This window comes from Bacillus sp. JJ634 (assembly GCF_036962285.1).
Taxonomy (GTDB): domain Bacteria; phylum Bacillota; class Bacilli; order Bacillales; family DSM-1321; genus Peribacillus; species Peribacillus asahii_A.
The window spans coordinates 19,130-31,656 of sequence record NZ_JBALMU010000052.1 but is presented as its reverse complement, the minus strand read 5'-3'; the positions used below and the strand labels follow the sequence as shown (position 1 = coordinate 31,656).

Annotated in this window: 11 protein-coding genes and 2 pseudogenes; 2 read left to right on the top strand and 11 right to left on the bottom strand. The window is 36.8% G+C overall.

Annotated elements, in window-relative coordinates; all coding sequences use genetic code 11:
* The first annotated feature begins 83 nt into the window (after window positions 1-83).
* Window positions 84-1,079, top strand: a complete 996-nt coding sequence (bioB, locus tag V7068_RS09735; protein ID WP_403034779.1) for a biotin synthase BioB — start codon at window positions 84-86, stop codon at window positions 1,077-1,079.
* 86 nt (window positions 1,080-1,165) lie between these two features.
* Here the strand turns inward: bioB and V7068_RS09730 are convergent, their stop codons facing one another.
* The 7 genes from V7068_RS09730 to hppD form a co-directional block, all read right to left on the bottom strand.
* A complete protein-coding gene (locus tag V7068_RS09730) occupies window positions 1,166-1,372 on the bottom strand; it encodes a cupin domain-containing protein (protein ID WP_499712542.1) in 207 nt (68 codons plus the stop codon).
* Between the two features lie 302 nt (window positions 1,373-1,674).
* Window positions 1,675-2,832 (bottom strand): Leu/Phe/Val dehydrogenase, encoded by a 1,158-nt coding sequence (locus V7068_RS09725; RefSeq protein ID WP_499712541.1) that lies wholly within the window; start codon window positions 2,830-2,832, stop codon window positions 1,675-1,677.
* Between the two features lie 31 nt (window positions 2,833-2,863).
* Window positions 2,864-4,291 carry a Na+/H+ antiporter NhaC gene (gene nhaC / locus V7068_RS09720; protein WP_499712540.1) on the bottom strand — a complete coding sequence of 476 codons (1,428 nt, stop codon included), beginning with the start codon at window positions 4,289-4,291 and terminating at the stop codon, window positions 2,864-2,866.
* Between the two features lie 212 nt (window positions 4,292-4,503).
* Window positions 4,504-5,664 carry a homogentisate 1,2-dioxygenase gene (locus V7068_RS09715; RefSeq protein ID WP_127761832.1) on the bottom strand — a complete coding sequence of 387 codons (1,161 nt, stop codon included), beginning with the start codon at window positions 5,662-5,664 and terminating at the stop codon, window positions 4,504-4,506.
* A 39-nt stretch (window positions 5,665-5,703) separates the two neighbouring features.
* Window positions 5,704-6,984 carry a fumarylacetoacetase gene (fahA, locus tag V7068_RS09710; protein ID WP_499712539.1) on the bottom strand — a complete coding sequence of 427 codons (1,281 nt, stop codon included), beginning with the start codon at window positions 6,982-6,984 and terminating at the stop codon, window positions 5,704-5,706.
* A 16-nt stretch (window positions 6,985-7,000) separates the two neighbouring features.
* A complete protein-coding gene (locus tag V7068_RS09705; protein ID WP_499712538.1) occupies window positions 7,001-7,975 on the bottom strand; it encodes a hypothetical protein in 975 nt (324 codons plus the stop codon).
* A 34-nt stretch (window positions 7,976-8,009) separates the two neighbouring features.
* Window positions 8,010-9,128: a 4-hydroxyphenylpyruvate dioxygenase gene (gene hppD, locus V7068_RS09700; RefSeq protein WP_499712537.1), complete on the bottom strand. Its 1,119-nt coding sequence runs from the start codon at window positions 9,126-9,128 to the stop codon at window positions 8,010-8,012.
* 234 nt (window positions 9,129-9,362) lie between these two features.
* Here hppD and V7068_RS09695 point away from each other — a divergent pair, with 234 nt between their 5' ends.
* Window positions 9,363-9,578 (top strand): DUF1450 domain-containing protein, encoded by a 216-nt coding sequence (locus V7068_RS09695; RefSeq protein ID WP_403034771.1) that lies wholly within the window; start codon window positions 9,363-9,365, stop codon window positions 9,576-9,578.
* Window positions 9,579-9,880: 302 nt separating this feature from the next.
* Here the strand turns inward: V7068_RS09695 and V7068_RS09690 are convergent, their stop codons facing one another.
* From V7068_RS09690 to V7068_RS09675, 4 genes and pseudogenes are all read right to left on the bottom strand, one after another.
* A complete protein-coding gene (locus V7068_RS09690; protein WP_127761837.1) occupies window positions 9,881-10,060 on the bottom strand; it encodes an H-type small acid-soluble spore protein in 180 nt (59 codons plus the stop codon).
* Between the two features lie 129 nt (window positions 10,061-10,189).
* Window positions 10,190-10,603: a YkvA family protein gene (locus V7068_RS09685; RefSeq protein WP_499712536.1), complete on the bottom strand. Its 414-nt coding sequence runs from the start codon at window positions 10,601-10,603 to the stop codon at window positions 10,190-10,192.
* Window positions 10,604-10,705: 102 nt separating this feature from the next.
* Window positions 10,706-11,344, bottom strand: a pseudogene (locus V7068_RS09680) (methyl-accepting chemotaxis protein); the annotation flags it as partial.
* A gap of 300 nt (window positions 11,345-11,644) precedes the next feature.
* A pseudogene (locus tag V7068_RS09675) lies at window positions 11,645-12,388 on the bottom strand (HAMP domain-containing protein); the annotation flags it as partial.
* Window positions 12,389-12,527 lie beyond the last annotated feature (139 nt).

The window sequence follows — 12,527 nt, the reverse complement described above, 5'->3', positions numbered from 1 at the left end:
AAACTTTAAATAAATATAAGTTGACATATATCCCCACCTATTGTTAACTTATAATATAAATAGTTAACAAAGAGGGGATACATATGACTACTGCAAAGCAAATCAATTGGCAACAAATTGCCCAAAATGTTCTTAACGGAGAAAGTATTACAAAAGAAGATGCCCTACATATTTTAAACGTACCAGATGAACAAGTATTAGAAGTACTGAATGCCGCTTATCTTATTCGTCATCATTATTATGGAAAAAAAGTAAAGCTTAATATGATTATCAATACAAAGTCTGGACTTTGTCCTGAAGACTGCGGATACTGTTCACAATCGATTGTGTCTGAAGCACCGATTGATAAATATGCATGGTTAACGAAAGATAAAATTGTTGAAGGTGCGTTTGAAGCAAAACGCCGTAAAGCAGGTACATATTGTATTGTCGCATCAGGTCGCCGTCCAACGGATAAAGAAGTAGAGCACGTCATTGGTGCCGTAAAGGAAATCCGTGAAAAAACAGATTTAAAAATTTGTGCATGTTTAGGTTTTCTAAATGAAAACCAAGCCGAAAGACTTGTCGATGCAGGGGTTCACCGCTACAACCATAACTTAAATACCCATGCTGATAACTATGATTCTATTTGTTCGACTCATGGATATGACGATCGTGTAGATACAGTTAGTACATCTAAAAAAGCAGGATTATCTCCTTGTTCAGGTGCGATTTTCGGTATGGGCGAAACGAAGGAACAAGCGGTAGAAATCGCCTTTCAATTGAATGTATTGGATGCAGATTCAATTCCATGTAACTTCCTTGTTGCCGTTCCTGGTACACCGCTTGAAAATCAAGATGCCTTAACACCAATGCAATGCTTAAAGATTTTAGCAATGATGCGTTTTGTTAATCCAACAAAAGAAATCCGCATTTCAGGCGGTCGCGAAGTAAACTTACGCTCTCTGCAACCGCTTGGATTATTTGCTGCAAACTCTATCTTCGTTGGCGATTACTTAACAACTGAAGGACAAGAACCAACAAGTGACTGGGGACTAATTGAAGATTTAGGTTTTGAAATTGAGGAATGTGCACTTTAAAAAAGTAAACTCATCTTGGCAATCTCTTGTTTAATGAAATAGGAGCGTCTCAAAGGCGCTCCTTTCTTTATGGAGAACTCAGAAATTTATACATCATTACTAAGATTATTGTAATGAGGGGGTATCATACTAGAGAAAGAAATACTATCACCTTCGTTTAAGTAAAATTGTTGATCTCCTAAATATACCTTCAATATTCCCTGTAATACGTACCCACATTCTTCGCTGCTATGAGAAATTAATTCTAATTCTGTCATATCACCAGGTTGTATCTCTACAATAATATGATACATTTTATGACACGATATAATTTAGGTAAAGCTCCTTAAGGAACAGCTAATGATGTAGAGTCTCCTCTTCCGAGATTTGCTGTCAGCCCTCCGCACGATTCCTCAGAGACATGCACTGCCCTGTCAACTATCACTTACACCATCAAGTTAGTGTGTTCACCCGTTAGTCCGATAAGCAACCAAACGCACAAAAGAAGAGTAGCAATCACTACTCTTCTTGGAATTTTTATCCCACACTTAACGGGCAGTAAGTTCCCCCCACTGATGGAAGTTTCACTTTATATACCCATTGACAATGGATTTGATTAATGACGAATTTGCCACTTTGGACGTTTATTTGGAGAGAAGAAGCTATCTCTTGTCTTTCTTACATTCAGTCTGTTTTCGCACATCAAGTTTGCTGCTTCTACAGTTGTAATATTTTCGTTTTCTGATTGTTGTAGAACCTCAAGAACGGAACGATAAATATTTTTCGTTTTACTTAATACTCGACTCTTATTCGGTCCATATAATTCATCCGCTACTTGGATAACACCGCCGCTATTTACAATATAATCAGGTGCATAGAGAATTCCTCTTTCTTTTAAAACTTTAGCATGGCTTTCGTGAAGAAGTTGGTTATTTGCCGCACCCGCAATTCCTTGTACTTTTAGTTGATCAATGGTTTGATCATTGATAATGCCCCCAATGGCACATGGAACAAATATATCCGCATCCGTTCCATAAATTTCATTACCCTTGACAGCGATTGCTTTTCCGCCCATTTGTTTTGCTTTTTCTACTAATGTTTTTACTACTTCGTCGGAAACATCTGTAACATATAAATCAGCCCCATGTTCTAGTAAATGTTCCGCTATTTTAAAACCAACTTTCCCTAAACCTTGAATGGCAAATCTTTTTCCAGTTAAATTTTCGTGGCCCCACAATGTATTGGCAACTGCCTGAATACTGTATAAAATTCCAAGAGCTGTAGGAATTGATGTTTCACCGCCCCCACCGTACTCCTCTGGTAAACCAGCAATACAGTTTGTTTCTTTATGCGCATGAACGAAATCATCTAGGACGGTTCCCATGTCTGTTCCTGTATAAAATCGACCATGTAAGGAATCAATAAATTGTCCATATGCACGGAATAATTCTGGAGTTTTGTCCTTCATTGGATCGCCAATAATAACACCTTTACCGCCACCGAAATCATTATCAGCTGCAGCATTTTTGTATGTCATCCCTTTTGATAAGCGTAAAGCATCTTCTAAAGCTTCTTCAAATGTGTGATAAGGTCTCATTCTCGTACCGCCTAATGCTGGTCCGAGGGTAGTATCATGAATCGCAATAATAGCTTTCAAGCCTGTCGCCGGATCGTTACAGAATACTACTTGTTCATGGCCTTGAATTTTAGTAAACATGTCGAATGAACCTGTTGATTGTATAGTTATATTTTCAGTTGGTAATGTTAATGTCATTTTAATTTCCTCCTAGTAAGTTGGTAAGTTATTAACCTTCCATTACATTTCTTGTTACTTCAATCGTATTTTCAATTGGTTCTATTTCCTCTTCTTGCAAAGGTGCCAAACCAATTCCGGTATAACCATAGATAATCGCAACAACCGGTGTAATCATACTAATAAAGACATAAGGAACGTATTCCATGCCTATATTTAAGGTGGACATAATAAAGGCACCTGTTACTCCCCATGGAATCATTGGATGGATGATTGTCCCTGCATCTTCCAACGTTCTAGATAAATTTTTAGGATGGAGTTTTACCTTTTTATAAGCTGATTCAAATAACTGCCCAGGTAAAATGATGGATAGATACTGTTCACCGACAGTTAGGTTAATGCCCAGGCAAGAGAAAACGGTTGCCGTGATAACATTTCCCCTGCTTTTCAACATTTTTTGAATTCCCCCAATAATGGACTCGGCAATTCCAATTTGTTGGATGACCCCTCCAAAGGCAAGTGATATTAAAATGAGTGAAACCCCAAATAACATACTGCTTAACCCGCCAAGAGAAAGTAAACTATCAATCGCTTCTACACCTGTTTCTGCAACATAACCATTATGTGCTGTTCCTATAATGGTCTTAATCGCGACATTTGGAACAGTATAGAAAGTGGTTAAAACCGCTACGATTAAACCGATCACAAGTGCTGGAATAGGACTCACACGTTTTACAGCTAGAATAATGATTAACAGTGGCGAAAGTAGTGTGATGGGTGTAATCATGAATTCGTCATTTAGAACATTAATAATTGTTTCGATTTGTTTACTATCTACACTGCCCTTATCCAGAAATAATCCAATTGCAGTAAATGCAATCAATGTAATGATATAACTCGGAATTGTTGTCCATAGCATATGTTTAATATGTTCAAAAATATTTACTTTTGCTGTTGCTGATGAAAGATTAGTAGTATCTGAAAGTGGAGAGATTTTATCTCCAAAAATAGCTCCAGAGACAATGGCACCAGCTGTCATTGCTGGTGAAATATCTAAAGCGTACGCAATTCCCATTAAAGAAACCCCGATAGTACCGATAGTACTCCATGAACTTCCACAGAAAACTGAGACAATTGAACAGATCAATAATGTTGACATTAAGAAAAATTCAGGAGATAAGATGTGTAAACCATAATAAGTAATTGTTGGGACTGTTCCATTTAGAACCCATACCCCTATTAACATTCCAATTAAACAGAGAATTAAGATGGATGGGATTCCGTAAAAAATCCCTTTTGCCATGGCATTCTCCAAATATTTCCATTTGGAACCCAATATAAGGCCATAACAGGTAACGAAAATCGTTGCTGCGACAATCGGAATATGAGGTGCAACACCATAATAAAGAATACTTATAGCTAATAAAGTAATAACACTTAGCACAACCACTATCGAGGCTAGAAATGAAGGTTTTTTCATGCATCTTCTCCTTTATCTTCTGTAATGAGGACTGATACCTTAAAGACTACAATGTCTTCTTTCGAAGGCAAGCGTTTGCAATAAAACAAATTTATTTGCATTGCAACTTCTATTCTCTATTGATTATTTTTTTTGCTTTCCTTTTTATCACCCATTTTTATTGGGTGGCAAAAAGGAAAGTATTCATGCCTAACAGAATTAAAGAATGAAACTTATTTCGGGGCCCAACTATATTTATAATTGGAGTCTTCCAAAATATTGGTCTGATTTACTACTTTTAAAGGTTTGAATGTGTCAATCATAACCGCTAATTCCAATGTTTCCTTTTTGCCTATACTTGCTTCAATGGTTCCAGGGTGCGGACCATGAGGAATACCAGAAGGATGTAGAGTGATTGAACCTTCATTTATTCCTTTTCGACTCATAAAATTCCCCTCTACATAATAGAGAACTTCATCACTATCCACATTGCTATGATAGTAAGGTGCTGGGATCGCATCAGGATGATAGTCATATAGTCTAGGAACAAAAGAACAAATAACAAAATTATGTCCTTCAAACATTTGATGAATTGGTGGTGGCATATGAATTCTGCCTGTTATTGGCTCGAAATCTCTAATATTAATTTTCCATGGATATAAATATCCATCCCATCCTTCAACATTCATTGGATGGTGGCTTAGAAAATGAGAATGAAGGAATCCTCTTGATTTTGTTCTTACTTCAAAACTTCCCTTTTCCGAAAAAGTTTCAAGTTTTTCCGGCCCAAAAATATCCCTTTCACAGAATGGGCTATGTTCAAGAAGTTGGCCATGCTCATTTCGATAACGTTTCGGTGTTGTAATCCAGCTGGTCGTTTCAATCACTAGAAGCTTAGTTTCTTCATTAATATTAGGTACTACTCTATAAATAGTTCCAACCGGAATAACAATATAGTCCCCTGGTTCATAGTGAATAGTTCCAAACATGCTTTCTACTTTCCCAGTACCATAGTGAACAAAAAGTAGTTCATCCCCGTCGCTGTTCCTGTAGTAATAGTCCATACTTTTAGTTGTTTTCGCTACTCCGATTAGCAAGTCGTCGTTACCAAGAATGAACTGTCTCCCGCTAACGGCATCGCCAAGATTGGATTCAAAATCTGTTTGAAAATGACGGTGACATAAATCTTTTTGTTCCTCGTATTCAAGATGACAGTCTGCATATAATTCAGATTTAACAATTTCTGTAGGAGCATCATGATGATAAAGAATGGATTGCATACCAGAGAACCCTTTTGTACCCATGACTTGCTCACGATAAAGAGACTCGTCTTCTTTTCGAAAAGCAGTATGTCTCTTTCTTGGAATGTTTCCTAGTTTTTTGTAAAATGGCATAACGATTCCTCCTGGATGATAGATTAGTAGAAAAAAGGGTTATTTTTGGACTTTAGAGTATTCTAGTGCGGGGAGAATACATCCAGTCACTTCACCAAATCCGATGCGATAGCCATCTCCTTGACACCATGCAGTTAGGGTCAATTCATCGCCATCTTCTAACCAATTTCGCTGTTCACCATTATTCATTTGAATGGGTTCAGATCCTCCCCATGTTAATTCCAATAAGCTGCCTCGTGATTCAGGTGTTGATCCACTAATGGTTCCCGAAGCTAGCAAGTCCCCTGTACGTAAATTACAACCACCTACCGTATGATGAGCGATTTGCTGAGCCATACTCCAGTAGAGGTGGCGGAAGTTACTTTGACAAATACGCTGCGGTGAATCCATCCTTTCTCCACGAAGATGTACTTCTAATTGAATATCAAAGGATCCTTTTCCGGATTGTTGTAAATATGGGAGTTGCTCCACTTCTGGTTTAGGCCCATCTACTCGGAAAGGCTCTAGCGCCTCTAGTGGTACAACCCAAGGTGAGATCGAGGTAGCAAAGTTTTTGCCTAGGAAAGGTCCTAGTGGTTGATACTCCCAAGCTTGAATATCACGTGCACTCCAATCATTTACAAGCACGAGACCAAAGATATGATCCTCCGCTTCATCAACCGGAATAGATTTTCCAAGATCGTTACCAGGGCCGATAAACCATCCCATTTCTAATTCAAAATCAAAGCGGAGGGAAGGCCCAAATACAGGAGTATCACTTTCTGACGTTTTCATTTGCCCAAGTGGTCGACGTACATCTGTACCACTTAATACGATTGAGCTAGCACGTCCATGATATCCAACCGGTAGATTCAACCAGTTCGGCATTAATGCATTCTCTTTCCCCCGAAACATGACCCCTACATTCATCGCATGTTCTTTTGAAGCATAAAAATCTGTGTAATCACCAATTTCTACAGGCAAAAGCATTTCAACATCCTTTTGTTGATAAAATGCTTGATCGCGAAGGGTAGAATTGTCCCGAAGAGTTGGTTCATCAGAACTTAATAGTTTTTGAAGGCTTGTACGAACTGTGCTCCATACTTTCCGGTTCGTCGTCATAAATGCATTAAGGGTGGATTGTTTAAAAACTTCTTTTCCCTGTAATTCTGGGATGTTTAAAAGTCCCGCATCTTCTATAACCGAAAGATCTAAGACGAAATCTCCTATCGCCACACCAACACGAGGAGATCCTCCATTTTTAGGTTGGAATACTCCATAAGGAAGATTTTGAATTGGGAAATGGGAATCTGCTTTAACTTCAATGAACGAATGAGTCATTTGTATCCTCCTCATATTACAAAATATCCAATGCTTTCATATCTTCGCGTGGTTCATCGAAACTACAACATCCATATGAACGTAATACTGAGTCGCGAAGGTTTTTTATTTCGTTACTAGTCATTTTTAAACCACACCAAGAAATTCCATTCGGATGAAAAGTAAAGTTGCTTACCTCTTCATCAGCGAGTATCTTCTCTATCGTTGGTAAATCAAGATGATGAAGATGGGTCAACATTCCTGCTACAAATACATTGATGAACCCATGCATTTTTGCGTCAATCTCTTCTCGATACATTCGAATTGGATGATGTAATCCAGCCGTGAATTTCATTGCAAGATTCCGGTCACAACATCCTTTTATTGCCAGTGCTACCTGTCTCGGATTTAGAAAAACATCAGCTGTTACGCCGCCAGTACGGAGTTTAAATCCTAAAGTCACTGAACTTTTGCTATTATGAGCAGCAATAACATCTAAAGATTTATGTAATGTTTTTTCCCACTCAGCATTTAAAGGTGCAGGAACCTCACAGTAAGTTTGTAATCCAAGTTTCACTGTTTCTTTAGAGATTGTATTTAATAGATTTAAGTCTGGTATATTAGGAAGTAATGGCATTTCCAAAGTAGTTATTTGTATAACCTGACCATGGCGCTTCCGAAATAAATCAATTTTTTTCAAATCAGCAAGCAAAATTTTATGATGTTCTGTTGGATTACTAGTTTTTGTTCCTACTGCCGAAATCGTTAAAGGCCGTTCGTTTGAAAACAAAGTAATATATGGATCCAGTTCATCTAAACGGGATGCCTGGACGATAAACGGTCCAAGCATCCATGAATCCTTGTCTAACTGATAGGAAGCATAGTTACGGATTGCTTCATCTAGAGTAAGACTTGTTGGTGGGAAAATCCCTGCATAATCGATTAACTGATTCAAAAAGGGATATAGACTAGTATTTTGATTAAAATTATCTATTCTATCATCTAATTTCATATGATTTCCCCCTTTATTGGTTCATAATAAGATCTTACAAATTCCCTCTGCGTTCTTGTTCTCTTTCGATAGATTCGAATAATGCTTTAAAGTTTCCTTCTCCAAAACCTCGAGATCCTTTTCTCTGAATGATTTCAAAAAATAAAGTTGGACGATCCATAATTGGTTTTGTAAAAATCTGCAATAGGTATCCTTCATCATCACGGTCTACAAGGATTTTTAGCTCACGTAATTTCTCAATACTTTCATCAATTTCGCCTACTCGTTCTGTCAGCATATCGTAGTAGCTGTCAGGAGTATCAAGGAATTCCACCCCGTTGGCCTTTAATGCATTTACCGTTGTAACGATATCATTCGTTAGTACGGCAACATGTTGAACCCCTGCTCCGTTATAATAATCAAGATATTCCTCGATTTGGGACTTGCGTTTACTATTCGCTGGCTCGTTAATAGGGAATTTAATTCTTCCACCGTTATGCATAACTTTTGACATAAGGGCAGAGTATTCAGTGCTGATGTCTTCATCATCAAAGTGAATCATTTGTTTAAAGCCCATTACCTTTTCGTAGTAGGAAACCCATTCTTCCATATGCTCTACATTCCCAACAATATGGTCCACTCCAATTAATCCTGTTTCAGCAACAGGAAAATCAAAATCTGCTTTTTGATATCCTGGTAAAAATTCACCCTTATAATCATTTCTTTCAATCAGTGTGTGAATAGTATCACCGTATGTTCCGATAATTGCTTTTTTAACTGATCCATTTTCATCTTCTAACACTTGAGGTTCCATGATTGGAATACCACCGCGTGAAACCGCTTCTCTGTAAGCGCCTTCAACATCATCCACACGTAAAGCGACATCTTTTACACCATCACCATGTAGTTTTACAAACTCGGCAATCGGATGATCGGATTGAAGAGCACCAGTTACAACAAAACGGATGTTTTTTTGTTGAAGAACATAAGAAACTTTGTCTCTTTGACCTGTTTCTAATCCTGAATAAGCAAGGGGACGAAAACCATATCCGTTGCATAAATAAAAAGTTGTTTGTTTAGCGTTGCCAACGTAAAGCTCAATATAATCAATATCCTTTATAGCGAAAAATTCCTTTTCTAGTACATTCTTTTCTACCCCAGTTTGTTTTTGCATAATATCCTCCCTTTATTTGTTTTTACTAGTTTAATTGTCAAAAAACGTTTGGAATTTTGTAACAACATTGCCATTATAAATCCAAAAATATTATTATGCAAAAACTTCCGTTAAAACCAAAAACCTACAAAGCGTCACCGTATTAAAGCGTTTTTCCTTTGATGTATGCGTTTGCGCTTACATATTTTTCCGAATATAATTGGTTCCAAATCAGCTAAAAGGGAGGAAAAAATTATGGCATGTATAGTAAAATTTTGCACATCAAATTATATCAATGGGTCTTATGAAATCAAGGAAATGGCGGAAAAAAACCCAAAAATAACGATTGAAGAAGATTACTGTCTGGGCAATTGTGGACAATGCATGACAGAAAGTTTTGCAGTCATTAACCAAACACCTGAAGTGATAGAAAAATATGAAGAACTCTTAGAAAAGATAGAGGCAAAATAGAAAATTGACGATAATTGACGAACTTTGTTGAAAAGTTTTTGGATAAATTTTCGAAAAAAATTATGACACGCAATAAAGATAACTGAAAATCATTCGATTAATATCACATAAATTAAAATATAAATCTTGCTCTTTGTAGAAACTCTTTCAATCTTTCACTAATTGTCAAAAATTAATTCTTAACGAAGGATTAAAACAAATTAAAGAGATTAATTGAAGGATTAAATGTTGTATGGTAAAAAAATATACTAAGACTCATAAACCAAAACAACCACTCTAAATTTAGAGTGGTTGTTTTGGTATTAAAATTCCTGAAGCTCAGAAATATCTACTTCGGATCTTTCTTCTGAAGGCCCTCTTAATTCAACAGTAGCTGTCTTTCCATCTTCATGCAATTTATCAATCCACACAGATACTCCATTATATTGAACTTCAATATCTGCTGAAGAAGAGAGTATTTGCTTTACACGATTGGCATCCATTCTCTTTTTTCCCCCTATCATTAATAGTCATTATAGTATTTGCAAGAAAACAAATTTTATGCGGTGAATTTTTGAACAAACAAAAGTACCAGATAAGCTCCAAATCATTTGGAACTTATCTGGTACTCTTTATCTTCCTATTTTCTCATCAATATCAGCGGTATCTACGTCTTGACCAAACCAGTCTGTAAGCTTTGTTTTCGCCTTATCTTTAATCTCATCATCGATATACATCGCTACTTGAAATAGCGCCACACCTAATGCACCTAAATCATCTGTAAATCCGATTCCTAACATCATATCTGGAAGTAAGTCTACCGGAAGAATAAAATATCCTAATGCCCCAATAATGACCGCTTTTGCTTTTTTTGGAACTTCAGGCTTTTGTAACGTGTAATACAAAAGTAAGACAGCATAAACAACAGACGCCCCGGCTTTTTTGCCAAACTTCTTTAATTTATCCCAAAACTTATCATCTGAATAGTGTTTCTCCGACCTTTGCATCTTATTGATGACTTCTTGTTCGTCAACATGATTGGTCATAATGAGTCCCTCCTTTGTGAATCTCTGAATATGTTCTTATCCATATCTTAATCCTATATTGGATAATCTACAAATTTAGTTTCACAGCTGACACTTTCATGATTACATCTTAAATCGATGAACTAGCTCATAAAGAGATTCTGATATAACCGTTAAAGACTGAGCTGCTGCTTGGATTTCTTGCATTGTCGCTAATTGTTCTTCTGTTGTCGCTGTAATTTCATTCGTACTTCCTGAAATAATCTCAGATAGTGATAAAACGTCTTCTACTTTTTGAGAAACAGATTCAAAACTTGTACCGAGATGTTCCGTCGTTGCTGCAATTTCTTGAATTTGCGTCGATACATTAAAAATCGAGTCTAATATTTCCTTAAATTGTAACGCTGTTTCTTTCGTCAAGTCATTTCCCGTATTTACATTATCTTTCACAACAACAATTGTATTCACAGTATTTTTCGTCTCCACTTGTATATGATCAATCAGCTCCCGAATTTGATTAGCCGATTGACTCGATTGATCTGCTAATTTTCGCACTTCCTCCGCTACAACGGAAAAACCTTTTCCATGCTCTCCGGCTCTTGCCGCTTCAATCGCTGCATTCAATGCTAATAAATTCGTTTGATTCGCAATATCATTAATGATCTCTGTAATGTAATTAATTTTTAACACATCCTCCGCTAAAGAACGGACACTTTGATCAGCTTCATCGACTGACTTATGAATAAACTCCATAGAATCTACAATCTTTTCTACACTTTTCTCGCCACTATCCGCTTTCATGCTAACGACTTCAGCAGCACTCGAAACATTTGCTGCACTCGTAGCGATGTTTAATATTCCATCTAACGATTCCTTTACGGCTAACGAGCTCTCATCTAAAATTTTGTTCTGATGATTCATATTCATTGAAATTTGTTGAAGAGAGTCTGCAATTTGATCAGCTGATGCCGTTGTCTGCTCCGCACTAGCTAAAAACTGTTCGGATGAAGAAGCTGCTTGTTCGGATGAAACACTAATACGAGAAATCATCTCTCTTAATGAAACAACAAATGTATTAAATGATTGTGCCACTTCACCAAATTCATCCTGATTCTTCACCTCAATGGTCTTCGTTAAATCTCCTTCTCCTTCAGAAATATCATTCATTTGCTCTTTCAGCCTATGTAATGGAACCAAAATAGCTTTAATTAAATGAATTCCGAATACTATTCCTACTATAGTCGCTATCCCTGCAATCACGACTAATAATGTCTGTCTAAGACTAGAGTCCGATTTTAACTGCTTTCTTGCTTCAACTATCTCTGTATCCAACTTTTCAATATAACGCTCAAAAGATGGATCTAAAATTTCTTTACGCAATTGACGACCTTCTTCAAAATGAAGTGTATTCGCCTTTTCAGAATTATCTTTTATTGTTTCTATGACCTGTTGACTAACTGCCCAGTATTTTTCATAATTTTGCGTAATTTCAGCAACTAATGTTTGATCAGACGCTGGAGCGAGTTGACTTAATCGTTCTAAATGAAGAAAAATCTCGTCTGATTTTTCCTGCATTTGTTGAGCATACGTTTCATCTTTTGTAAGCAGTAAAGCTCTCTCATCATTGGACTGTCCCGCCATCCGAAACTCAATTTGCTTCGATATATATTGCATTTCCGAAAGACGATCCATATGTTCGTTTTCGTCTACATTTTTATGTAAAGACGTAATAGCTATAACTCCAACAGCCAGTAAAGACAAAACTAATAAAACAATCACACTTATAAGCCTGGTCTTAATTCTCATGATACCCTCCTACGATGCTTATCCTTTACCATCGTAAATTATATCAATCTACCTATAATAATACCAGGAAGAAAGACTAGTTTTTCAACCACAGAGAGATAACTAGTTCTTTAAACCTATTATTTAGAGCATACCTTTT